The organism is Pseudomonas sp. COW5 (assembly GCF_026240005.1).
In the GTDB taxonomy this organism is placed as follows: domain Bacteria; phylum Pseudomonadota; class Gammaproteobacteria; order Pseudomonadales; family Pseudomonadaceae; genus Aquipseudomonas; species Aquipseudomonas kribbensis.
Genome location: NZ_JAPHVP010000001.1, coordinates 4677221 through 4701338, shown reverse-complemented (window position 1 = coordinate 4701338; position 24118 = coordinate 4677221). Strand labels below are relative to the sequence as shown.

Genomic DNA, 24118 nt, shown 5'->3' with positions numbered 1-24118 from the left:
TGGGAGCGGGCTTGCTCGCGAAAGCGGTGTTTCAGAAACATATTTGTCAGCTGACACTCCGCTTTCGCGAGCAAGCCCGCTCCCACAAGGTCTCCGCAGGAATTCAAAAGAGCAGGTCAACGCCATGTCCCTCCCCTCCCAAGTACGCCTGATCGAAGTCGGCCCCCGTGACGGCCTGCAGAACGAAGCCCAGCCCATCAGCGTTGCCGACAAGGTGCAACTGGTCGACGCGCTGAGCGCCGCTGGCCTCGGCTATATAGAAGTCGGCAGTTTCGTTTCACCCAAGTGGGTGCCGCAGATGGCCGGCTCCGCCGAGGTGTTCGCGCAGATCCAGCGCAAGCCCGGCGTGACCTACGGCGCACTGGCGCCGAATCTGCGCGGCTTTGAAGATGCGTTGGCGGCGGGGGTCAAGGAAGTCGCGGTGTTTGCTGCTGCGTCGGAAGCGTTCTCGCAGCGCAACATCAATTGCTCGATCAGCGAAAGCCTGGCGCGGTTCGCGCCGATCATGGAATCGGCGAAACAGCACGGCGTTACCGTGCGCGGTTACGTTTCCTGCGTGCTGGGTTGCCCTTATGAAGGCGAGGTCGCCCCGGAACAAGTGGCCATGGTCGCCCGCGAGCTGTATGCGATGGGCTGCTACGAAGTGTCGCTGGGTGACACCATCGGCACCGGCACTGCGGGCGCCACCCGCCGGCTGTTCGAAGTGGTCTCGAAACAGGTGCCCCGAGAGAAACTCGCCGGCCACTTCCACGACACCTACGGCCAGGCCATGGCCAATATCTACGCCAGTCTGCTGGAAGGCATCGCGGTGTTCGACAGCTCCATCGCCGGCCTCGGCGGCTGCCCGTACGCCAAGGGCGCCAGCGGTAACGTCGCCACCGAAGACGTGGTGTACCTGCTCAACGGCCTGGGCATCGAGACCGGGATCGACCTCGACGCCTTGATTGCCGCCGGCCAGCAGATCAGCGCGGTACTGGGTCGCCCGAGCGGTTCGCGCGTGGCCAAGGCCCGTAGCGCACAGTGAGGGGATGGTGTTACCGCCGAGCGCGAAACGTGGGCACAAGCGAGTAACACGGAAACAAATTGTCTGGTTTTGACTGAAGGAAAAATCCTTCAGAAATCTCAAACCATTGATTTACAAGGGTTTTGAAAAGTTGGCACGGCTTCTGCTATCTCTATGGCATAACAAGAATAAAAAGCAGCAAACCAATAAAAATAAGACGTACCGACTCTGACATAACAAAAACAACACGGCAGAGACGCAGCTAACAGATTTTTTTGGAGAAGGTGTGCTTTTCAGGGTGTTCCTCGGAATGACCCGCAACCGGGCAGAGAACAATAAAACTACCTTCAGGTAGCTCCCGAATCGGTTGGATCGCTAGACGAGAAAGCAGATCAGCGCTCAAAAAAATACGTTTGCTCTTGACCCCGGATGGGGGTCGCCAAAAACAGCGGTAAAGGGCCACGGTTGCCAAAAACAACAACAGACCGACCCTCAATAATAAAAAAGAGCACGCGACGACAAAATTAAAGGGGAGCTTCGGCTCCCCTTTGTGCTGTCTGGCGTTCTGAAATTGTCCGCGACGGATCTCCTCTCCCCTATCTCGATCTTCCTGCAAGCGCTCACTCGGCAAGATCTCAGTGAGGCAATTGATCTTGTGCCTCAACATCCAGCTTCCCCACATACAAGTAACCCCAACAAAAACACGGAGGGTTCACGGCTTTCGCTGTGTGTAAACACAGCGCTGCATGGGCGTTTAAAGTACACGAACCGTTACGCCATAAGGGCTACAACACCTTGCGTCGTTGCCTACGCGTACGCCAGAATCCGCCGGCTTACGCGGCTATGGGGTGGGCTATATCGTTTCCCTGTCACTGAAAAACAGTGATCGGGTTTGGTAGCCCGTCTGTAATAGCTGTATGGCAACACCGTATGCAGTCCCTTTTTGGGGCTCTGTTTTATGGTGGTCATGCGTGGGGCTCATTCGTGAGCGCCGGGTTCCTATTGCAGCCGGTCTACCAACCCGCGTATGGCCGCCACCCATCGTTTGGTAGCGTGGGTGATGGCTCCTTGAAGTCTGCGATAGGAGTTACACGTATGTTCAAAGCCACACCAAACCCACCAGAAACCGATTCAATCCCCTACGACGCCGCACTCGAAGCCGAAAACATAAAATCGGCAACCGAGCGGGCGATCAATCATTACCTCGATCCTGGGGCGCAGAAGACGTCCAAGCCATCGCGCAAGCCGGGCAGGATCTATCTGGTCAATCCAACGGTGGATGACGAAACGCTGTTGGTCGAAGCGTGCGAAACGCTGTCGTCGGCCAGTGACATGGCCCGTGATATCGGCGACACCGTCGATCCGTCGCAGCGCAAGGCGATGCAGATACTGCAGCAGGTCATCATGCTGAGTGAGCTGCTGGTCAATCGTGTGCTGGATAACCATCACGTCTCGCGGTAGTTGCCGCCTCGGTGAGGGGCTTGTCCCCTCACTGCCAGGCAGCCGTCTATAAAAATCCTCAAGCGACTCTTTTTCGGAGTTCCAGCTGATGTCTCAGACCGTCATTCCACCGTTAGAAGACCCGGTGTCCCCCTACGAATTTCCCGATTCAAGAAAACTCCACGACGCGGCCGAACGCGCCCTCGACTATTACCTGACCCCGGCAGCCCGGATCATGGCCACGCCCTACACCCCAAACGACATGTTCATGGTCAACCCACAAACCGACACGGAGTCCTTGCTGGCCAACGCCTGCGAGTCCCTCGCGTCAGCCACGGTCATGCTCGGTGATTTCGCCGGGATGCTGGAAGGGCCGAACCGCAAGACTCTGCTGGGCATTGCGCAAGTGGTGATGTTGGGTGAGTTGGCGGTGAATCAGGCGTTGGGAAATGTAGAGGTAAAGCAATAAGCGCCGCTTTCGAAGCCAGGGTCCGCGCCCTGGCTTCGAAGGCTCTGATCGATATAGAACGTTGAAACTGTGTCAGCCCTCGTTACTGCGCAACTCCTCGATACTGATCTCGCGCATCCGGAATTTCTGGATCTTGCCCGTCACCGTCATCGGAAACTCTTCGACGAATTTGAAATGACGTGGTGTCTTGAAGTGGGCGATGCGCTCCTTGCACCACGCTTGCAGCTCTTGTTCGGTGGCGCTGTGGCCGGGATGGAATTTGATCCAGGCGACGATTTCTTCGCCGTAGCGTGAGCATGGAATGCCGATCACCTGCACGTCCGCCACCGCCGGGTGGGTGAAGAAGAACTCTTCCAGTTCGCGCGGGTAAATGTTCTCGCCGCCACGGATGATCATGTCCTTGTTGCGGCCGGCGATGCACACGTAACCCTCGTCGTTCATGCTCGCCAGGTCGCCGGTGTGCATCCAGCCTGCCGCGTCGATGGCTTCGGCGGTGGCCTGCGGGTTGTTCCAGTAGCCGAGCATCACGCTGTAGCCACGGGTGCACAGTTCGCCGATGGTGCCGCGTGGCACCGGGTTGCCAGCCTCGTCGATGATTTTGCTTTCGAGTTGTGGCTGGGTGCGACCGACGGTGGTGACGCGCAGTTCCAGTTCGTCGGATGGCCCGGTCTGCAGGGACACGGGGCTGGTTTCGGTCATGCCGTAGGCGATCTGCACTTCGCTCATGTGCATTTCGCTGATGACCCGGCGCATCACCTCGATCGGGCAGGTGGCGCCGGCCATGATGCCGGTGCGCAGGGTCGACAGGTCGAACTCGGCACGTTGCGGCTGATCGAGCATGGCGATGAACATGGTTGGTACGCCGTACAGCCCTGTGGCCTTTTCTTCAGCGACGGTGTTCAGGGTCAGCAGCGGATCGAAGGCATCGTTGGGATAAATCATGGTGCTGCCGTGGGTGATACAGCCGAGGTTGCCCATGACCATGCCGAAGCAGTGATACAGCGGCACCGGGATCACCAGGCGATCGGCGGCGGTCAGGCCGAGGCTTTCGCCGACCATGTAACCGTTGTTGAGGATGTTGTAGTGACTGAGGGTCGCGCCCTTGGGGAAACCGGTGGTGCCGGAGGTGTACTGGATGTTGACCGGTTGATCGAAGTGCAGGCTGTCGCTGCGTTCACGCAATTGTTCTGGAGAGACACTGGCGGCCAGATCTGCCAGTTGCGACCACGGGAGAAAACCCGAAGGCGGCTGCGGATCGAGGCTGATCAACCCGCGCAGTTCCGGCAAGCGCTCGCTGCGCAGTTCGCCGATGGATTGCTCGGCCAGTTCCGGGAGCAAGCCTTGCAGCATGCCGTGGTAGTTCGAAGATTTGAAGGCACCGGCACAGACCAGCCATTGGCAACCGGACTGCTTAAGCACGTATTCCAGTTCGGAGCTGCGGTAGGCCGGGTTGATGTTGACCAGGATCACACCGATCTTCGCGGTGGCGAACTGCGTGATGCACCACTGCGCGCAGTTCGGTGCCCAGATGCCGAGCCGGTCGCCGGCCTGCAAACCCAACGCCAGCAGGGCTCTGGCATGCACGTCCACCGCGTCGGCCAGTTGCCGCCAGGTGTAACGCAGCTGTTGATGGCGCACCACCAGCGCCTCGCCGTCCGGGTACTGCGCGACGGTCTCGTCGAACTTCTGCCCGATGGTCATCGCCAGCAAGGCTTTGTCCTGGGAACCACGGGTATAGCTGCGCTGCGGGTTTGCACTGGGTTGATCCATGACGACCCCTATTGTCTTTATTAGTGGGTGTTGGACCGGAGCCATATCAGCTCCGACCGTTCAGAACTGGCCCTACTCTCGCTCAAGTTGACGTTAACGTAAAGGGTGATTGACAGCCATTCGTCACAGGCTTACGTTAACGTAAAGGTGAGAGCCAAACCGCCGCCCTCCCCGCCCTACAAAAAAGCCAAAAGGTGACCCATGAGCTACCCATCCCTGAACTTTGCCCTCGGCGAAACCATCGACATGCTGCGCGATCAGGTTCAGTCCTTTGTCGCCAAAGAGATCGCCCCGCGTGCCGCGCAGATCGACAGCGACAACCTGTTCCCGGCCGATCTGTGGCGCAAGTTCGGTGACATGGGCCTGCTCGGTATCACCGTTCCGGAAGAGTACGGCGGTGCTGGCCTGGGTTACCTGGCGCACGTCGTGGCGATGGAAGAAATCAGCCGTGGCTCGGCTTCCGTGGCGTTGTCCTACGGCGCCCACTCCAACCTCTGCGTGAACCAGATCAACCGCAACGGCAACCACGAACAGAAATCCAAATACCTGCCGAAGCTGATCAGCGGCGAACACGTCGGTGCTCTGGCGATGAGCGAGCCGAACGCCGGTTCCGACGTGGTCTCGATGAAACTGCGCGCCGATAAACGCGGCGACCGTTTTGTACTCAACGGCAGCAAGACGTGGATCACCAACGGCCCCGACGCCAACACCTACGTGATCTACGCCAAGACCGACCTGGAAAAAGGCCCCCACGGCATCACCGCGTTCATCGTCGAGCGCGACTGGAAAGGCTTCAGCCGCAGCAACAAGTTCGACAAGCTCGGCATGCGCGGTTCCAATACCTGCGAGCTGTTCTTCGATGACGTCGAAGTGCCGGAGGAAAACATCCTCGGCGCGCTCAACGGCGGCGTGAAAGTGCTGATGAGCGGCCTCGATTACGAGCGCGTCGTGCTGTCCGGTGGCCCGACCGGGATCATGCAGTCGTGCATGGACCTGATCGTGCCGTACATCCACGACCGCAAACAGTTCGGCCAGAGCATCGGCGAATTCCAGCTGATCCAGGGCAAAGTCGCCGACATGTACACCCAGCTCAACGCCAGCCGTGCCTACCTCTACGCCGTGGCCCAGGCCTGCGAGCGCAACGAAACCACCCGCAAGGACGCCGCCGGCGTGATCCTCTACACCGCCGAACGCGCCACGCAAATGGCTCTGGATGCGATCCAGATTCTTGGCGGCAACGGTTACATCAACGAATTCCCGGCCGGCCGTCTGCTGCGTGACGCCAAGCTGTACGAAATCGGCGCCGGCACCAGTGAGATCCGTCGCATGCTGATCGGTCGCGAACTGTTCAACGAAACCCGCTAAACGGAGCTGTCCATGGCTATCCTGCATACCCAGCTCAACCCCCGTTCAGCGGAGTTCGCTGCCAACAGCGCGGCGATGCTCGAACAGGTCGACGCCCTGCACACCCTGCTCGCCCAAGTGGCACAGGGCGGTGGCGCGAAAGCTCAGGAACGGCACACCTCGCGGGGCAAACTGCTGCCGCGTGAGCGGATCAACCGCTTGCTCGACCCGGGCTCGCCGTTTCTGGAAATCAGCCAGTTGGCCGCCCACGCCGTTTATGGCGAGGACGTGCCGGCCGCTGGCGTGATTGCCGGGATCGGTCGCGTGGAAGGCATCGAATGCATGATCGTCGCCAACGACGCGACCGTGAAAGGCGGCTCGTACTATCCACTGACCGTGAAGAAACACCTGCGCGCCCAGACCATCGCCCAGCAAAACCGCCTGCCGTGCATCTATCTGGTGGACTCCGGTGGCGCCAACCTGCCGCGTCAGGACGAAGTGTTCCCGGATCGCGAGCACTTCGGGCGGATCTTCTTCAACCAGGCCAACATGAGTGCCATGGGCATCCCGCAGATCGCTGTGGTCATGGGCTCGTGCACTGCGGGCGGCGCGTATGTGCCGGCGATGGCCGACGAAGCAATCATGGTGCGCAATCAGGCGACGATTTTCCTCGCCGGCCCGCCCTTGGTGAAAGCTGCGACCGGTGAAGTGGTCAGCGCCGAAGACCTCGGCGGGGCCGATGTGCATTGCAAGACTTCCGGGGTCGCCGACCACTACGCCGAAAGCGACGAGCACGCTCTCGCCCTCGCCCGCCGCAGCGTTGCCAACCTCAACTGGCGCAAGCTCGGCGAATTGCAGCAGCGCACGCCGATTGCGCCGCTGTACGCCAGCGACGAGTTGTACGGTGTGGTGTCGGCGGACGCCAAGCAGCCGTTCGATGTACGCGAAGTGATTGCGCGACTGGTCGACGGTTCGGTGTTCGATGAATTCAAAGCCTTGTTCGGCACCACGTTGGTGTGCGGCTTCGCCCATCTGCACGGCTACCCGATCGCGATCCTCGCCAACAACGGCATCCTGTTCGCCGAAGCCGCGCAGAAAGGCGCGCACTTCATCGAACTGGCCTGCCAACGCGGCATCCCGTTGCTGTTCCTGCAGAACATCACAGGCTTCATGGTCGGCCAGAAATACGAGGCCGGCGGCATCGCCAAACACGGCGCGAAACTGGTGACCGCCGTGGCGTGCGCCAAGGTGCCGAAATTCACCGTGATCATCGGCGGCAGCTTTGGCGCCGGTAACTACGGCATGTGCGGGCGGGCCTACGATCCGCGTTTCCTGTGGATGTGGCCGAACGCGCGGATCGGCGTGATGGGCGCCGAACAGGCGGCCGGCGTGCTGGTCCAGGTCAAGCGCGAGCAGGCCGAACGCAGCGGCCAGGCGTTCAGCGCCGAGCAGGAAAGCGAGATCAAGCAACCGATTCTCGACCAGTACGAAGAGCAGGGTCACCCCTACTATTCCAGCGCGCGACTGTGGGACGACGGCGTCATCGACCCGGCGCAGACCCGCGATGTACTGGCCCTGGCCTTGTCCGCGTCGTTGAACGCGCCTATCGAACCGAGCCGCTTCGGCGTGTTCCGGATGTGATCGGGAGAACCTCATGAGCGATTTCAACACCCTCGAATTGCAGAGCGATCCACGGGGTTTCGCAACCCTGTGGCTCAGCCGCGAAGAAAAGAACAACGCGTTCAACGCCGAGATGATCCGCGAACTGATCCTGGCGCTGGACAAGGTCGCCAGCGACGCCAGCCTGCGCTTCCTGCTGGTACGCGGACGCGGCAAACACTTCAGCGCCGGCGCGGACCTGGCCTGGATGCAGCAATCGGCCGAACTCGATTACCACACCAACCTGGACGACGCCCGGGAACTGGCGGAGCTGATGTACAACCTCGCCAAACTGAAAATCCCGACCGTGGCCGTGGTGCAAGGCGCGGCGTTCGGCGGCGCGCTGGGTCTGATCAGTTGCTGCGACATGGCGATTGGCGCCGATGACGCGCAGTTCTGTCTGTCGGAAGTGCGCATTGGCCTGGCGCCGGCGGTGATCAGTCCGTTCGTGGTGCAAGCCATCGGCGAGCGCGCGGCGCGGCGTTATGCGCTGACGGCCGAACGCTTCGGCGGGCAGCGGGCGCGGGAAATCGGTTTGTTGTCCGAGAGTTATCCAGCGACCGAGCTTGAACAGAAAGTCGAGCAATGGATCGACAACCTGCTGCTCAACAGCCCCGCCGCCATGCGCGCCAGCAAGGATCTGCTGCGTGAGGTCGGCAACGGCGCGCTGACTCCAGCCCTGCGCCGCTATACCGAAAACGCCATCGCCCGCATCCGCGTCAGCCCGGAAGGCCAGGAAGGTCTGCGGGCCTTTCTACAGAAACGTCCACCGAGCTGGCAAGCCGCAACCACCACCAAGGAGCCGCGTTGATGAGCGCACCTGTTCTCACCACCCTGCTGGTGGCCAACCGTGGCGAAATCGCTTGCCGGGTTATGCGCACCGCCAAGGCGCTGGGCCTGACCACCGTCGCCGTGCACAGCGCCACCGACCGCGAAGCGCGGCACAGCCGTGAAGCGGATATCCGCGTCGATCTGGGCGGCAGCAAAGCGGCTGACAGTTATCTGCAGATCGACAAACTGATCGCGGCGGCCAAGGCCAGCGGCGCGCAGGCGATTCATCCGGGTTATGGTTTTCTGTCAGAGAACGCCGGTTTTGCCCGCGCCATCGAAGCCGCCGGCCTGATTTTCCTCGGCCCGCCCGCCTCGGCCATCGACGCGATGGGCAGCAAATCCGCCGCAAAAGCGTTGATGGAAACTGCCGGTGTGCCGCTGGTGCCGGGCTATCACGGTGAGGCCCAGGATCTGGACACCTTCCGCGATGCTTGCGAGCGTATCGGCTATCCGGTGCTGCTGAAGGCCACTGCCGGCGGTGGCGGTAAAGGCATGAAGGTCGTTGAAGACGTCAGTCAATTGGCTGAAGCGTTAGCCTCGGCCCAGCGTGAAGCGCAGTCGTCGTTCGGCGATTCGCGGATGCTGGTGGAGAAATACCTGCTCAAGCCGCGTCACGTGGAAATCCAGGTGTTCGCCGATCAGCATGGTAATTGCCTGTATCTGAATGAGCGCGACTGCTCGATTCAGCGTCGGCACCAGAAAGTGGTCGAAGAAGCTCCGGCGCCGGGTCTGAGTCAGGAATTACGCCGGGCCATGGGCGAAGCGGCAGTGCGTTCGGCGCAGGCCATCGGTTATGTCGGTGCCGGTACGGTGGAGTTTCTGCTGGACGCGCGCGGCGAGTTTTTCTTCATGGAGATGAACACGCGGTTGCAGGTCGAGCACCCGGTCACCGAGGCCATTACCGGGCTTGATTTGGTGGCGTGGCAGATTCGCGTCGCCCGTGGTGAGGCGTTGCCGATCACTCAGGATCAGGTGCCACTGAACGGGCATGCGATTGAAGTGCGGTTGTATGCGGAAGATCCGTCGAATGACTTTTTGCCGGCCACCGGGCGTCTGGAGCTGTATCGCGAATCCGCAGCAGGGCCGGGACGGCGCGTAGACGCGGGCGTTGAGGAAGGCGATGAGGTTTCGCCTTTCTACGACCCGATGCTCGGCAAGCTGATTGCCTGGGGCGAGGATCGTGAGCAGGCGCGTTTGCGGCTGCTGAGCATGCTCGATGAGTTCGCGATTGGTGGGTTGAAGACCAACATCAACTTCCTGCGGCGGATTATCGGTCATCCGGCGTTTGCGGCGGCGGAGCTGGATACCGGGTTCATTCCGCGCTATCAGGAGCAGTTGCTGCCAGCGCCTGCTGCGCTGAGCGATGAGTTTTGGGATGCGGCGGCGCAGGCTTTTGCGCAGAGCTTGCCGGGGACGGCTCGGGTGGATGATCCGGCTTCGCCTTGGGCAATTCACAGTGGTATGCGCGCAGGTCTGCCACGAGAAATCACTCTACATTTGAGCTGCGAGGGGCAGGATCGGGCGTTGACGCTCGGTGCTGGCGGCAGTGCAAAACTGATCGGCGAGCAACTGGTGATCGAGCACGATGGATTGCGTCGTCAGTTGCGTGCGATTCGTCGTGGAGAGGTTCTGTATCTGCAATGGGACGGCGAATTGCGGCGTATTGAAGCGTACGACCCGATCAGCGCTGTCGAAGCCAGTCACAGTCATCAGGGCGGTCTGACTGCACCGATGAACGGCAGCATCGTGCGCGTGCTGGTTGAGACCGGACAATCGGTTGAAGCCGGTGCACAACTGGTGGTGCTGGAAGCGATGAAGATGGAACACAGCATTCGCGCGCCCCATGCTGGCGTGATCAAGGCTCTGTACTGCCAGGAAGGCGAAATGGTCAGCGAAGGCAGCGCACTGGTCGAGTTGGAAGAAGCTTGAGAGGTGGATCGATCCTACGCCTGGCGAGGATCGATCTGACTAGTACTTGGCCGATGCCTGAACCACGACACCGATAATTCGGCACTCGTCGGTAAACAAGGCCTTCGGCCAGGTCGGATTGAGCGGTACCAGGTAACGCTGGCCGCCCTCTTCGATCAGCTTGCGGAAAATCGCCTCGTCGCTGTCCGGCCACTGGGCGATCACCAGTTTGCCGGGCTCGGCTTCCAGCGCCGGGTCCACCAGGATCATCATCCCCTCGCCGATGCTCTGCCCGGTAGGCGCAGTCATCGAGTTGCCCACCACTGTGAGCCAGAACGCCGGGCCACGGGCGTGGTAATCCGTCAGTTCGAAACGTCGCTTGTCCTTGCCGCTCGAATAGGCCGGTTGGGCTTCACGGGCCTCGATGGGCGTCTTCCAATCGCTGACCGGGTAGCGGAAGTAAGGGTTGTACTTCTGCGCCAGCGGCATTTCGTCGTCCTTGTCGACTTGCGGTTCGCGGATCACCACCGCGACTTCGAGATACTCCATGCCCAGCGCTTTCAGCACGCGGTTCATCTGCGTGATGCCGGGCTCACGGCGTTTGTTCAGCCAATGGCCGATACCGCCCTGAGACATACCGACGCGCTCGCCGAGCTCGACTTGAGTGACGTTGAGTTCACTCATTTTGGCCTTGACCAACTCAATCCATTTATCCATGTGCGGCACCATACGTGCCCGCCTTCGGCCGGCAAAACACATATTGTAGTATTTAAATTCTGGTCACAAATACTCTAGGTACTATTCTTGAGTCACGGATTTGAATCGACCAAGGAGTGACCTTTCACCATGAATATCACCAGCAACGACCTGCCCGACCTTCAAATGGATACCACTTTCAAGTCTCCACAGGGTTGCGCTGCCGCACAGCGGGCACTGGACTATTACTTGAAACCGGCTGTGTCAGAACAGGAAGTGGAAGAACGTTTTTTCGGCGTGAACAGCAATTTGAGTGGCGAAGAATCTCTGGTCCACGCCTCGGATTTGCTGCGATGTGCAGCGGCCACTGCGTTCAAGGCTGCAGACGGCTTGCAAGGCGTCAGTCGGGATCTGGCGTTTTCGGTCGTGCACATGGTGGACATGGCACGGGCGATGGTCGATCACTCGCTCGATGGCGGTGTTCGCTGAAGACGGACAGGAAAGAATTTTCCAATCGCGCAGATAAAAACGTTTGACTTGCAAATGATAATGATTATTATTGCAAGCAACTGGTCGCGAGATCAGTCGATGGACCAGAGACCTTAGGTCGGTCTTCTGGACTATCTCCTCATCAGGCTAATCACGGTTTTTGACCCGGCTTTTTGCCGGGTCTTTTTTTTGCCAGTTTTCTGGCTTTTGGCTTCAGGCTAATGAAGTCTTTGGGTGCTGCAAATTCGGTGGCGCGGATAATATCAAAAGAATATCGCTTGGCAAGGGAACCCCGTCCGCATTGGGGAAAAGTAATGCCAATTAGCACTTGAGAATCAATCGCACAGCTACTAAGCTGCACCCGCGTCATGGAAGACGCCCCCCGCCACACCCCGCAATTTCCCTCGGTTTCACCCCTGTCTTGCGTGTAAAGTAGCCGCCATAAAAATCATATTCAGGAACCGATTATGACCGTGGCCAAATCTTCGTTCGACATCAGCGCCAACTTCGACAGCGGCAACATCCAAGTCATCGACATCAGCAACCCGCTCAACCCGGTTCTGGCAATTCGGCCAGATACCCGCAGCGCCCATTTCCAGTGGTTCCATTTCAAGGCCAGCGGCCTGCATGTTCATCAGGAACACTGGTTCCGCCTGGTCAACGCCAGCCAGTCTTCCTACAACAAAGCCTGGACCGGCTATCAGGCCGTCGCTTCCTACGACCACGTCAACTGGTTCCGCATTCCAACCCAATTCGAAGGCGACAGCCTGCGCTTCTGCCTTGAAGCCGAGCAGACCCACGCCTGGTTCGCCTACTTCGAACCTTACAGCCGCGGTCGCCATGACTGGCTGATCGAGCAAGCGCTGACCAAGGCCGGCACCGAACTGTTGGCCACTGGCAAAAGCGTCGAAGGCCGCGACATCCAGTTGCTGCGCAAAGGCACCGGCGCCGAAGGCCGACGCAAGATCTGGATCATCGCCCAGCAGCACCCGGGCGAGCACATGGCCGAGTGGTTCATGGAAGGCGTGATCGAGCGTCTGGAACATCACAACGATCCAGTGCTGAACAAACTGTTGGAAAGTGCCGATCTGTACCTGGTACCGAACATGAACCCGGACGGTGCCTTCCACGGCCACTTGCGCACCAACGCCATGGGTCAGGACCTGAACCGCGCCTGGCAGAACGCCAGTCAGGAAGTCAGCCCGGAAGTCCTTTTCGTACAGCAGCAGATGGAAAAGTACGGCGTCGATCTGTTCCTCGACGTACATGGCGACGAAGAAATTCCCCACGTATTCACCGCCGGTTGCGAAGGCAATCCGGGCTATACGCCACGGATCGAGAAACTCGAGGAGCACTTCCGCAGCCATCTGAAACACACCACCAAAGACTTCCAGACCAAGTACGGCTACAACCGCGACGAACCGGGTCAGGCCAACATGACCCTGGCCTGCAACAGCGTCGGTCAGAAATTCGACTGCCTGTCGCTGACGCTGGAGATGCCGTTCAAGGATCACGACGATGCGCCGAACCCGCTCACCGGCTGGTCGGGCCAGCGCTCGAAGCAATTGGGCAAAGACGTGTTGACCACCATCGCCGACATGGTCGACACCTTGCGCTGATCCCCCCCTGTTTTTCGCCACATGAAAGATCGCAGCCCTGTCTGCGATCTTTTTTTTGCGCTGCACTTTCAACCAATCAGGTTGCAAAACAAAACCAGATTATCTACCGTCACTCCAGTTTCCATTTGAAACCAGAAAAGGAATCAGGACATGAACGCGCAAAATCTCGGCAGTGGCGTCGTACTGCTGTTCGCCATTGCCTGCGGCCTGGCCGTGGGCAACGTGTATTACGCGCAACCGTTGCTGGACGCCATGGCCGACGCCTTCAACCTGTCGCCCGCGAGCATCGGCATCGTCATCACGTTGACCCAGGTCGGCTATGCCGTCGGGCTGGTTTTGCTCGTACCGCTCGGCGATCTGCTCAACCGTCGAGGCTTGATTGTCACGCAAACCCTGCTGTCGGCCTCAGCATTACTGATAATCGCACTGGCAACGAACAGCACCTGGCTGCTGATCGGCATGACCCTGACCGGCCTGCTCGCCGTCGTCACTCAAGTGCTGGTGGCCTATGCCGCCACAATGGCCATCCCGGCGCAACGCGGTCGTGTCGTCGGCGTGATCACCAGCGGCATCGTGGTCGGCATCTTGCTCGCACGCACCGTGGCTGGCGGGATGGCGGATCTGGCCGGTTGGCGGGCGATTTATCTGTTGTCGGCGGGGCTGACGCTGGTCATGGCAATGCTGCTGTTTCGTGTGCTGCCCAAGGACGAGAGCCCGCAACCGGCAACCTCCTACGCTGCTTTGATTACCTCGGTATTCAGCCTGTTTCGAGAGGAGCCAGTGCTGCGGCAACGGGCGATTCTGGCCCTGCTGACCTTCGCCAGTGCCATGGTCCTGTGGACGCCGATGGTTTTGCCGTTGGCCGCCCCGCCGCTTTCACTTTCCCACAGCGAAATCGGATTGTTCGGTCTGGCCGGCGCGGCTGGGGCATTGGCCGCCGCAAGAGCCGGACACTTGGCGGATCGCGGATTCGGGCAATGGGTCAGCGGCCTGTCCTTGCTGCTGATGCTCGGTTCGTGGCTGCCGATTGCATTCACCGAGTCCTCATTGTGGGCACTGTTGCTCGGCGTGATCACCCTGGATCTGGGTTTGCAGGCTGTGCATGTCACCAGCCAGAGCATGATTTACAGCGTCCGCCCAGAGGCACAGAGCCGACTGACCGCCGGCTACATGCTGTTTTACTCGATTGGCAGCGCCCTGGGCTCCATCGCCTCGACGGCCATGTACGCCTGGGCAGGATGGACGGGTGTCTGCTGGCTGGGTGCCGGAATCAACATGGTCGCGTTGCTTTATTGGTGGCGCACACTGGCCACACAGAAACGTGGCGAGGCTGATTGCGCCCTCGCCACGTCGGACTGACACACTATCAACCGCGATTGCGTCCCCGCAGCATGCTGTCGAGCACCTCGTCGCGGCGAACCCAACCATGGAACAGCGCCGCCGCCAGGTGCAGCAACACAGTCAGAAACAGCAGATAGGCCAGATAACCGTGCGCCTTGCGCAACAGCGCAAACACCTGGGCATCAGCCGGCAGAATCGACGGCAATTGCAACGAATGGCCAAGCATCACCGGATCGCCCGCAGCACTGATCATCGCCCAGCCCAGCAGCGGCAACACCAGCATCAATGCGTACAGCAACAGGTGCGACGCCTTGGCCGCCATCACCTGCCAGCCCGGCAGATCCTCCGGCAGCGGCGGCTGACGCGTGCCCAGTCGCACCAGAATGCGCACGATCACCAGCAACAGGATCGCGATACCCAGCGGCTTGTGCAGGTTGATCAGCCATTCATGCCGCGCCGACACCGAAGTGACCATGCCGGCACCGATGAACAACATGGCAATGATCATGACTGCCATCAGCCAGTGCAGCAGCCGCGCCAGCGGATTGAAATGCGTCGGTGGCGTTCTCATGGGCGTGCCTCCTGTTTGCCAGTGGGCAATTGACTGACTTCGCTGGTGCGACGCAGGTAGGAATCGGCGTAGCCGGCTGAACGAGCGGCGAGCAACGGGTCGTCGGAACCTTCAATCCCGGCAGGCAGGACCAGTGGGTCGTAGTTGATATCGCGGCATTCGCCGCTGAGTTGCGGCTGGGTCTTTTCCAGCACAAGGGTGCCGGCGTTCAGTACTTTGCGACCGGCAGGCCAAGTCTTGCTCGCATCGTTCACCGGATCGTCAGCGTTGGCCAGCGTGATGTTCAACTGAAAGCGCAGCGCCCCCTCGGCCAGACGTTGCACCAAGTCCTTTTCGAGAAAGTCGCTACCTTCCGGAGCCGTAGCGCCCGCTGCATCCTGCGCCAATGGCGCCATGCTCCAGCGCACGGCCTGCTTCTTTCCGCTGGCATCAACCAGATAAAACGCGTTGATACTGTTGTAAGTCTCGGTCACGTAGCTGGCCGAAGGTTTGGCCGTCTTCACCCAGGTCAGGAACGGCACGGCTTCCGGGTGGGCAGCAAAAAATGCCGGGACCTTGGCCGGATCGGGTTTGCCGGTCGCCGGATCCGGCGATTGCGCTTGCTGCAACTGATAGAACGCTTCCGGGGTGCCCACCGGGAACACCGGCATGCTGTTCATCCCGGTGCGCCATTGCTGGCCGTTGGCCTGGGTGAAACGCAGCGCCAGGCTGCGAATCGGTACGGCGCTGTCCGGTGCATAAGGATTACCCGCCGGCAGCGCGAATCGCCCGACTACCGGAGTACGTGGCTCATTGAACACTTGCGCGACAGAGTAAGGGCGCGCCTCGCCACTGCTTTCGAAATGGCCGATGACGCAAACACCCTTGGCGTGATTGCGACGAAACCCGGGATGCACGCCGTTGTTCTTTTCCAGCACATCGACCAACGCCTTGGGCGTCAGTCGTTGTGGGTCAAAGTTGCCGTGAACGTAGGCAAACGCCCCGGCCACGGCTGCGACCACGACGGCGATACCGCCGAGACGCAACACCAGGCTCGCGGCACTTAGAGGCGGGCGTTGTGGCCCGCCGGGCGGTGAGCTGCGATCAACCATGAATGACTCCAGGGCCATCGGCCACAAGTAGGAAGAATCAGCAAGACGCACGCCATCCGGATTTATTCCACGGCCCGGTATTTATTTTTCCGAACGTGGAATAACCTCGAATGCCGGGCGTCTTCCTAGTCCACAGCGTAGTGACTAGCAGAACTTCATGAGCGAATTCGACGAACAACTGAGAGAAATCATTCCCAGATTGCGGCGCTTTGCCGTGTCGTTGACGCGTAACAGCAGCAGCGCCGACGACCTGGTCCAGGCCAGCCTTGAACGTGCCCTCTCCAGTTGGGGTGACAAGCGCGCCGAGGGCGATCTGCGCGCGTGGCTGTTTTCGATCCTGTATCGCCAGTTCCTCGATGCGCACCGGCGTTCCCGGCGCTACGCCCAGATGCTCGAATTTTTCACCGGTCGTGATGACGTCGAGCCCTCGGTGGAACGCACCGTCATTGCCCGATCGACCCTGCAAGCCTTCGATCGCCTGCCCACCGAACAGCGCGCCCTGCTGCTGATGGTGTCGGTGGAAGGCTTGACCTATAAGGAGGTCGCCGAGATTCTCGACGTCCCCACCGGCACCGTGATGTCGCGCCTGTCCCGCGCCCGCCAGGCTTTGCGCCAGCTCAGCGACGGCGAAATCAGCAGCCCTTCCTTGCGGATACTCAAATGATCAGCCTGCCCCCCAGCGAGCGTGACTTGCACGCCTACATCGACCACCAGCTCAGCGACGCCGACCGGCGTGTGCTGGAAAACTGGCTGGCCAGCCACCCGGAAGACGCCGCGTTGATCCGCGCCTGGCAACAGGATGCCCAGCACCTGCGCGCGGCCCTCGGTGGCGCGTTGCAACAACCGGCCAACCCGGATCTGGACCCGGCGTTGATCCGCCAGCGGCTCAAGCATCGATCACACCGACGCTGGGCCAGCGCGGCCGTGTTGCTGATAGCGGTCAGCCTCGGCGGTGTCAGTGGCTGGCAGGCCCGGGAAATGACCCTCGTGCGCTCGATAGCGCCGATGAGCGATGCCCTGCAGGCGTACCGTCTGATCGCTCAGCAAGGGATTCTGCCGGCGGACTACAAGGTCAGCGGCGCAGGTGACATGCAGCGTTGGCTCGACCGCTACTTCACGCAGGCCAACCGTCTGCCGGACCTGACGGCGGCCGGGTTTCAACCGGTCAGCGGCCGCTTGCTGAGTACCGATGAAGGCCCGGCAGCGATGGTCATGTATGAGGATCAAAACGGGCACAAGGTCAGTTTCTACGTGCGCCCGCCGGGGCCGAAAAACACCTTCCTGCCACGGGGTAGCCGTCGCGATGGGGATCTGCAGGCCGAGTATTGGTCCGGCGACGGTTACAACTACGCCATGGTCAGCCCGACCGATACCCCGGCGGCGCCGTTGCTCCAGCGCACCGAGCGCTTCTGACCGGTTCAGAAGCCGACATCCAGCACCACATTGTCCAGATAGGTACCGGCGGGCGGCGTGGTCTGGTCGGTGTAGATCTTCGCGTTGTAGTTGAAGATCTGGCTGCCGGTGCCCAGGCCATTGCCGGGATTGACCTCGGCATCGGTGCTGGCTCGACGTGCTGCGCCGACACTACCCCAGCGGGTGGTGCCGGCGCTTTTGAAAATGTCATAGGCCAGATAGTTACTGCCGGAAATCATTCGCCGTCGGCCACCGACACTGATCGCGTTCTGCCCGTCGCCCAGACCCACGGTGTAGGCACTTCCCTTGGTGCACGCCAGATTGATGGTCTGCCCGGTCACCGGGGTAAACGCGCTGATCACCGGTGCGCTGCCGAAAGCGATGTTCGGCGCGGTGATAGTGCAATCGTTGGACACGGTCAGGTTGACCGTCAGGGTCGTGGTGCCGCTGTTGATGTCGCGGCCCAGGCAGAGTCCGCCGACCCCAATGCCCGAACAGTAATTCCAGTTCCAGAAAATGCTCAGGGTTTCGGTGTACACCCCGGCTGCCACATTGCTGCCAATCGTGGTGCCGAAGTACAGCGGCACGGTTTTCGGCACAGTGCCGCCCAGCAATCCCAGCGCATCGATAATACCGTTGCGGGCGAAGTCGTAGGCCGTGCCTCGGGTCAGCGGGTAACTGGTGCTGTTGTTGGCGTAGATCGTGTAGCCGATGACATCACCGGTTGGCCCGAGCAGACCGCTTTGAGTCGAAGTCACCGTGGCCCAGAAATGGTCATTGTTGGCCAACAGTGACAAGAGCGAGCCCGTGCAGCTCAGACCTCCGTTGAGTGTGGAACTGGGTTGCGACGTGGTGCGAACCGCAATCGAACTGATCGTGCCGAACGCCGCCGGCGTGGTGGTGACCACCGAACACAGCGCCTGTGCCGCCCCCGGCAGCATCAGTGCCAGCCACAGACAGAGCCGTACCCACGTCATTGACACACCAGCGGCCCGATCAGCGGGATCTGATCCTGTTGCAGGTCAACGTTGAACTGCGCCTGACAGGTCTTGCCATCGGCCAGCGTCACCCGCAGCGAATTCTGCGCCTGCAGGTTTTCCAGATAGACCAGCCCGTCCCAGCCCACCACCGTGCGCGTGCCACTCTCCTCATGGAGCACACCGCTGCCCAGCGGTAATTCCTGCTGCTGCGAATCCACCAGCACGATGCTCGCGGCAATCACCCGGCTCAGTGGAAACTCCAGCAGATAGCCACTGCCACGGCGCACGGCAATGCGCTGTTCGACATTCGGGCTGCGCACGTTGGCCGGCAGGTTCAAAGGATCGATTTCATATTTGCCACGGTAGTAGGCGCTGCTCCATGGCACCAGCAAATGGCCGTTGCGGTCGGTCTGGCCGACCTGCTGGTTCTCATAACGCACCGGCACATCCGCGTAACCGTCGGTGCTGACCACCACAAATGCATCGTCGATGCGATTGGCCGCGAACACTTGGTGATCCATCCACACCAGCGAACCGCTGGCATCGGCCCAGCGGGTTTCGGCGTCCGAAGTGCCGTAGACACCGGCCTGCAATTGCACCGATTGCAGTCGCCACGTCACGTCAGCCTGACGATAATCAGGGCCGTCGCCGTTGGCATAACCGAGGTTGAAGCCCACCCCGCCCTCGGGCGGTACGGCTCGGCTGTAGTTGACGCGTTGTTGAGTCTGCCCGGTCTTGCTGCGTTCGCTGCTGATGGCGAGGCTGCCGCGCAGGTCAAAGGGGATCACCAGTTGCGCCTGCACCGCCCAGTTGGCGTCGCCGATTTCGCGGTTGGCCGACAGGTAGAAACTGCTGTTGCGCCACAACGGCTTGCTCCAGCTCAGGTTGAGCAGCCGCGTGCGGGAATCGTCCGCCGCCCGGATATCGAAATAACCGACACCCAGACTGCCCCAACGCTCAAGGTTGAGGCTCAGGGTCGCCTGTTCGCTGCGCTTGCTGAGGCTGGTGTAAGGACTGTCGACCACCGTGAGGTCGGCGTACTGGTCACGCCGTTGCAACCGTTGCCAGGAGAAGCTGAAACGCTGGGCGCTGTATTGATAACCGAGACTGTATTGCTGACCGCCCTCACCGTCGAAACGACTCTGGCTGATCGCGCTGTTGAGCACCCCGAAATTGCCCAGCCGCAGATTGCCACCGAGGCCGCCAAGGGTCAGTGAGTCGGCTGCTTCAACGTGGCTTTCCAGCGTGAAGCTGTCGCTGATGCCATAACGCAGGCTGCCCGATGTCACCCCCGGCCCGTAGCTGAAATCCTTCAGCCCGTAATCCCGGCGCAGTGTACCGGCGCTGATCGAGAAATCGCTCAAGCCCTTCTGCAACAAGCTGCTGGTGACATAGAACGGCACGGTGGTCGATACCTGCCGACCCAGTGCATCAGTGGTCACCACCACAGCTTCGCCCGCACCGTTGATGAACGGAATATTGGTCAAGGTGTACGGGCCCGGTTGCAAATCGGTGCTGCTGGACTTGTAGCCGTTGATGAACAGATCCACCGAGGACGGCACCGCCGCTTCACCGGCGAACTGCGGCAGCGGATAAGTCACCAGATCCGGGCGCACCGCAAAATCCCGGGAGAACTGTACGCCCCCCAGACGCACCGAACTGCTCCACGGCAAGGCGCCGCTAACCACGTCCCCCGCCTCGTAGGTCAGCATCCGCTCGTCGTCGGAGTAACGCCACGTGGTGTCGTAGCGCAGATAGCCATTGTTCAGCGTGCTGACCGAATCCCCCGACAAGGTGCGCCGGTACTGCCCGGTGTTGGACAGCGTGCCCCAGCTGTCGAACACCCGCACCTCGTTCCACGCCGCCAGATAAGTCCCCGCGTCGTCGGTGTCGTTGAGGTACAGGTCATAGTTGAACAACGCGCCGAAACTGCTCAGCGCCGGGGTACGTGGATAGACCTGACGATTGCCGATGAACTGCTCCGGCAGCCAGTCCGGCGGCACATCGAGCAGCAATCGCTGGCCGACACTGTCGTAGTCGCTGTGCAGCCCCGGCAGACCGTCGAGATCGACTTCGGTAGCGGCACTCTCGGGCAGTTTCATGCCGGTGTCGCGCAACACGCTGGCCGGCAGGAACAGCCGCCCGCCGCGCTGCTCCACCGCCACTACGCGACCGGTATTCATCTGGTTGACCACCAGTTCCAGAAACAACTGTGCATCGCTGACGGCCTCCATGCCGCTGGGAGGCGGCGGCAGTTCGCCGGCCCCGGATGGATGAATGAACATCAGGCAACACGCGCCGGTGACAAGCCACAACGGACGCTGAATACGGCGAGTCCATCCCGGACTCATTAGCGTGCTTCGTCCGTCAATGGACTGGTTCCTCCTGAAACCGCTGCTGCCCGCCGGCCAATCGCTTGCCCGGCGGCCCCGCACTACCCGGCCCGCAGGCCGAAATCCTTACTTCGCCGGCGCGATGCTCTGCACCTGTGCCGCGCCATTGATCCGGCCCGCCAGTTCTCCCGTGGTTGATCCCGGCGCCGGCCAGCGCATGACCGCGCCGGGCAACACATAACCCAACAGCCCCTCCGCCAACGGCTTGCTCTGCCCGCCCTGCTTGAGCGCGACATCGGTCAACCGCGCATGCACCGCGCCCTGGTTGCGCACTTCCACATAGGGTTTGCCGTCGACCGAGACCGTGCGCCAGCTCAATTGCGGCAGGCCGATGCCCTTGGGATCACGCTGCCGGGTCGTGTCTTCCTTGCTCCACAGGCCGGCACCGTAAGCAAACAGGGGCACCGAATAGCGCATCTGGAAGCGGATCGCCGCAGCCGTCTTTCCTGCATCGGCGACAGGTGGCTGCGCCGAGGGAATTTCGTCGATGATGATCCGGTAGGCCAGTTCCTGGCCGGGCGGCACGTCTTTGGTCCGGGTCAGGCGCACCAGTTGTTTCTGCCCCGGCTCGATCTTCGCCACAGGCGGACTGCCGATCACGTCACGCTGGTTCTGGTATTGCTCCTGGAAGCCGTTCTGACTCCAGCCAAACACGCGGATCTGCAGATTCGCGGTTTCACTGCCACGATTTTCCAGCCATAACGCGCTGGCCTGCTGATCGGCTTCGAGCACCGGATCGATGGGCCAGATCAGCACCGAACTGGCCGCCTGCGCCTTGATCGCGCCGAGTGAAGCCAACACCAGCATTGTGCAACCCGCCCGCAACAGCCGCGACGAGACAACCCCCATAAACCCGCTCCTTGTGCCATTCATCACCACGACAGCTGCACCTGCAACACGTCGCTGTACGTCCCCCCAGGCTGATTGCCCGGCAATTGCACCTGACCGTAGATCGGCAGGCTGATGTTATTTGCGTCGCTATAAGCCACCGCCACGCTCTGTCCGATGCCCAGACTCTGGCTGTAGGCCGCATCGCGAAACAACGCATACGCCACCTTCGCGCTGCCGCCACTGATCTGCATGCGGCGCCCGCCGCTGTTGTACTGGCCGCCATCGACCGTCATGTTCAGCGTCACCCCCGGCGTGCATTGCAACTGCACGCCGCCGGTCAATGCCACTTGCACCGTGCCGGTGGCCAGGGCCGAACTCGAACCGAAATTCAGTCCGCCATAGTTCGACACGCCTCCCACCACCAGGCAGCCCGGTGTGATCGTCGCGCTGACCTGAAAGCTCTGGCTGGTCACCGCCGCCAGCGGCAACGGCACAGCCCCCGCGCACAACAGAAGCAGCGCCGCACAGCCATGCCGGTTCATGGCACTAGAACGTCAGTTCAACGGAAATCGTGTCGGTGTAAGTGCCCGCCGGCAGGCCGGCCTTGCCCACCGCCTGACCGTAGAGGTTCACGGTCTGCGCCACGCCGGTACTGGCGGCGAGGTTGATCACGCCGTCGATGGCCAGCAGTTGCGAGTGCCCGGCATCGGTGTACAGGTCGTAGGGCACGTAGTTGGCAACACCGTCGTAAAGCGCACGGGTTCCACCGGGCGACAACCCGTCATGGGCACCGGCCCGCACCTTGACCGACGGCGTGGTGCCGGCCGAGCAGAGAATCGACAACGCCCCGCCACCGCCGCCCAGCACCTGGCCGGTCGCGGTGGTAAACAGGCTGTTGGCGGTGCCGAAGTTCAAGGCACCGAAGTTCAGGCCTGTGGAACCGCCGGAACCGTTGACCTGGCAACTGCTGATCAGGATCAGGCTGGAAGTGATCTGACCGGTGACCGTGGTAGCGGCGTTGACGCTGGTGGCCAGCGTCATGCCGAGCAACGACAAACCTATCCTTGATGCAATCGTACCCATGGTGTCCTTCCTCTACGGTTTACCAATCGAGCGTCACCGTCAGGGTGTCGGTATAGACACCGGCCGGTACCGCACGGGTGTTCGCCACCACCGAGCCAAATACCGGGATGGGTATTTGCGCGCCGCTGGTGACAGCGAAATTGTGTTGTTGGCCGATGCTGTAGCTCTGACTGCCCGAGGCATCGAGAAACAGCTGATAGGGAATGGTCTGGCGACCATTGCTCAGGCGACGGGTATTGCCGTCACCATGAGTGCCGCCGTCGATGCTCACGGTGAAACCGGTCACCGAAGGGTTGCAGGCCACGTTGAGCCTGCCGCTGCTGTCATTGGCCAGGCTGGCCTTGATGGGGGCGTTCCAGGTCGGGCCCTGCTGGCCGAAATCGAGTTTGCCGAAATCGCCCACCGGGCTGGCGGGGGTGGATGTATTGGTCACTTCGCATCCGGCGATCAGGGTCAGACGGGCGTGAATCTGCCCGTTGATGGCCGCCCGGGCATCTTCGGTGAGCAACAGCAATGCGCCTGCGGTGATGACCAGCCAGTGCTTGCCTGTCATTGCATCCCTACTCCTTCCGATCCCTGACCGCGTTCGTCATTGAACGCTCCTGCCGCACACGCTCCCGGTCGATCACCAGGTCACCGTCACCTTGACCAGATCCGAATACCGACCGGCTCTCGGCACCTCGGCCATCCGCTCGATCCGGCCGTACAGCGGCAGGTCCACCGAACCACTGTCGGGCACCCGCCCGCTGACCGGCACGTCCACAACCAGCGGCACCCGCCGTGCGGCGTCCTGATACAAACGGTAAGGAATGGCTTTGCCACCCGCCTCCCCCGTCATGTAGCGCACTTCTCCGGTCCCGCCATGCAGCCCGCCATCGACGCGCAGTTGATACGGCGTGTCGGGATTGCACTCCAGACGCGGCAATCGCGCATTCAACAGCGCCGCCCCGAGTGGCCCGGCCGGGTCGTCAAGGCGCGCAGTGCTGCCGAAGTCGAGCACGCCCAGTTGCTCGATACCGGCTCCGCGCTGCTGACCGATCAACTGGCAACCGCGCTGTACGTCGACCCGCACTTCGACCTGCAGGTCGGCCGCCTGCACCGGTATTGCGAGCCCGCCCAGCAATGCCCAGACCATCCCTGCATTCACTGCCCGTTCCTTGTCGGCGACAGCACCTGTGTCGTTACAG

The 24118-nt window shown here is 61.2% G+C and carries 24 protein-coding genes; 12 read left to right on the top strand and 12 right to left on the bottom strand.

What is annotated here, in order from left to right; all coding sequences use genetic code 11:
• Positions 1-124 precede the first annotated feature (124 nt).
• The 3 genes from OQ248_RS21470 (at position 125) to OQ248_RS21460 (ending at position 2912) form a co-directional block, all read left to right on the top strand.
• The gene (locus OQ248_RS21470; protein ID WP_265813934.1) at positions 125-1024 is read left to right on the top strand and encodes a hydroxymethylglutaryl-CoA lyase; all 900 of its coding nucleotides are present in this window, start codon (positions 125-127) and stop codon (positions 1022-1024) included.
• Positions 1025-2098: 1074 nt separating this feature from the next.
• Positions 2099-2464 (top strand): DUF6124 family protein, encoded by a 366-nt coding sequence (locus OQ248_RS21465; protein ID WP_265813933.1) that lies wholly within the window; start codon positions 2099-2101, stop codon positions 2462-2464.
• Between the two features lie 88 nt (positions 2465-2552).
• Positions 2553-2912, top strand: coding sequence for a DUF6124 family protein (locus tag OQ248_RS21460; RefSeq protein WP_265813932.1), 360 nt, complete (start codon positions 2553-2555; stop codon positions 2910-2912).
• Between the two features lie 72 nt (positions 2913-2984).
• On the opposite strand, the gene OQ248_RS21455 is transcribed toward OQ248_RS21460, so the two are convergent.
• Complete coding sequence (locus tag OQ248_RS21455) at positions 2985-4682, bottom strand: AMP-binding protein (RefSeq protein ID WP_265813931.1); 1698 nt, start codon at positions 4680-4682, stop codon at positions 2985-2987.
• 201 nt (positions 4683-4883) lie between these two features.
• Between OQ248_RS21455 and OQ248_RS21450 the strand changes: the two genes are divergently transcribed.
• From OQ248_RS21450 to OQ248_RS21435, 4 genes are read left to right on the top strand one after another with little or no spacing between them, the layout of a single operon-like run.
• Positions 4884-6047 carry an isovaleryl-CoA dehydrogenase gene (locus OQ248_RS21450; RefSeq protein ID WP_265813930.1) on the top strand — a complete coding sequence of 388 codons (1164 nt, stop codon included), beginning with the start codon at positions 4884-4886 and terminating at the stop codon, positions 6045-6047.
• 12 nt (positions 6048-6059) lie between these two features.
• Positions 6060-7667, top strand: coding sequence for a carboxyl transferase domain-containing protein (locus OQ248_RS21445; RefSeq protein ID WP_265813928.1), 1608 nt, complete (start codon positions 6060-6062; stop codon positions 7665-7667).
• 13 nt (positions 7668-7680) lie between these two features.
• Positions 7681-8496 (top strand): gamma-carboxygeranoyl-CoA hydratase, encoded by an 816-nt coding sequence (locus tag OQ248_RS21440; protein WP_085712437.1) that lies wholly within the window; start codon positions 7681-7683, stop codon positions 8494-8496.
• A complete protein-coding gene (locus OQ248_RS21435) occupies positions 8496-10445 on the top strand; it encodes an acetyl/propionyl/methylcrotonyl-CoA carboxylase subunit alpha (protein ID WP_265813926.1) in 1950 nt (649 codons plus the stop codon). Before OQ248_RS21440 ends, OQ248_RS21435 begins: the two co-directional genes overlap by 1 nt.
• A 39-nt stretch (positions 10446-10484) precedes the next feature.
• Here OQ248_RS21435 and OQ248_RS21430 read toward each other — a convergent pair whose 3' ends face one another.
• The gene (locus OQ248_RS21430; RefSeq protein ID WP_265813925.1) at positions 10485-11141 is read right to left on the bottom strand and encodes a LexA family transcriptional regulator; all 657 of its coding nucleotides are present in this window, start codon (positions 11139-11141) and stop codon (positions 10485-10487) included.
• A 129-nt stretch (positions 11142-11270) separates the two neighbouring features.
• Here OQ248_RS21430 and OQ248_RS21425 point away from each other — a divergent pair, with 129 nt between their 5' ends.
• Positions 11271-11609, top strand: a complete 339-nt coding sequence (locus OQ248_RS21425; RefSeq protein WP_114884082.1) for a DUF3077 domain-containing protein — start codon at positions 11271-11273, stop codon at positions 11607-11609.
• A gap of 151 nt (positions 11610-11760) precedes the next feature.
• Here the strand turns inward: OQ248_RS21425 and OQ248_RS21420 are convergent, their stop codons facing one another.
• Positions 11761-11979, bottom strand: coding sequence for a hypothetical protein (locus tag OQ248_RS21420; RefSeq protein WP_114884084.1), 219 nt, complete (start codon positions 11977-11979; stop codon positions 11761-11763).
• Positions 11980-12076: 97 nt separating this feature from the next.
• Between OQ248_RS21420 and OQ248_RS21415 the strand changes: the two genes are divergently transcribed.
• Entirely contained in the window at positions 12077-13228 is a 1152-nt protein-coding gene (locus OQ248_RS21415; protein WP_265813923.1) for a M14-type cytosolic carboxypeptidase, read from the top strand.
• Between the two features lie 150 nt (positions 13229-13378).
• Positions 13379-14587, top strand: a complete 1209-nt coding sequence (locus OQ248_RS21410; RefSeq protein ID WP_265813922.1) for an MFS transporter — start codon at positions 13379-13381, stop codon at positions 14585-14587.
• A gap of 7 nt (positions 14588-14594) precedes the next feature.
• Here the strand turns inward: OQ248_RS21410 and OQ248_RS21405 are convergent, their stop codons facing one another.
• The gene (locus OQ248_RS21405; RefSeq protein ID WP_265813921.1) at positions 14595-15140 is read right to left on the bottom strand and encodes a cytochrome b; all 546 of its coding nucleotides are present in this window, start codon (positions 15138-15140) and stop codon (positions 14595-14597) included.
• Positions 15137-16231 carry a catalase family peroxidase gene (locus tag OQ248_RS21400; RefSeq protein ID WP_265813920.1) on the bottom strand — a complete coding sequence of 365 codons (1095 nt, stop codon included), beginning with the start codon at positions 16229-16231 and terminating at the stop codon, positions 15137-15139. The genes OQ248_RS21405 and OQ248_RS21400 overlap by 4 nt, the downstream gene beginning before the upstream one ends.
• Positions 16232-16388: 157 nt before the next feature.
• On the opposite strand from OQ248_RS21400, the gene OQ248_RS21395 reads away from it, so the two are divergent.
• Positions 16389-16895, top strand: coding sequence for a sigma-70 family RNA polymerase sigma factor (locus OQ248_RS21395; RefSeq protein ID WP_265813919.1), 507 nt, complete (start codon positions 16389-16391; stop codon positions 16893-16895).
• Positions 16892-17644 (top strand): anti-sigma factor, encoded by a 753-nt coding sequence (locus tag OQ248_RS21390; RefSeq protein ID WP_265813918.1) that lies wholly within the window; start codon positions 16892-16894, stop codon positions 17642-17644. Before OQ248_RS21395 ends, OQ248_RS21390 begins: the two co-directional genes overlap by 4 nt.
• A gap of 5 nt (positions 17645-17649) precedes the next feature.
• On the opposite strand, the gene OQ248_RS21385 is transcribed toward OQ248_RS21390, so the two are convergent.
• The 7 genes from OQ248_RS21385 to OQ248_RS21355 form a co-directional block, all read right to left on the bottom strand.
• A complete protein-coding gene (locus OQ248_RS21385; RefSeq protein WP_265813917.1) occupies positions 17650-18621 on the bottom strand; it encodes a spore coat U domain-containing protein in 972 nt (323 codons plus the stop codon).
• Positions 18618-20975, bottom strand: coding sequence for a fimbria/pilus outer membrane usher protein (locus OQ248_RS21380; RefSeq protein WP_265813916.1), 2358 nt, complete (start codon positions 20973-20975; stop codon positions 18618-18620). Before OQ248_RS21380 ends, OQ248_RS21385 begins: the two co-directional genes overlap by 4 nt.
• 108 nt (positions 20976-21083) lie before the next feature.
• The gene (locus tag OQ248_RS21375; RefSeq protein WP_265813915.1) at positions 21084-21866 is read right to left on the bottom strand and encodes a molecular chaperone; all 783 of its coding nucleotides are present in this window, start codon (positions 21864-21866) and stop codon (positions 21084-21086) included.
• A 23-nt stretch (positions 21867-21889) separates the two neighbouring features.
• Complete coding sequence (locus OQ248_RS21370) at positions 21890-22390, bottom strand: spore coat U domain-containing protein (RefSeq protein WP_265813914.1); 501 nt, start codon at positions 22388-22390, stop codon at positions 21890-21892.
• A 4-nt stretch (positions 22391-22394) separates the two neighbouring features.
• On the bottom strand, positions 22395-22931 hold the full coding sequence (locus OQ248_RS21365; protein WP_265813912.1) for a spore coat protein U domain-containing protein: 537 nt from the start codon (positions 22929-22931) through the stop codon (positions 22395-22397).
• A gap of 19 nt (positions 22932-22950) precedes the next feature.
• A complete protein-coding gene (locus OQ248_RS21360; RefSeq protein WP_265813911.1) occupies positions 22951-23484 on the bottom strand; it encodes a spore coat U domain-containing protein in 534 nt (177 codons plus the stop codon).
• Between the two features lie 72 nt (positions 23485-23556).
• Positions 23557-24066: a spore coat U domain-containing protein gene (locus OQ248_RS21355; RefSeq protein ID WP_265815122.1), complete on the bottom strand. Its 510-nt coding sequence runs from the start codon at positions 24064-24066 to the stop codon at positions 23557-23559.
• Positions 24067-24118 lie beyond the last annotated feature (52 nt).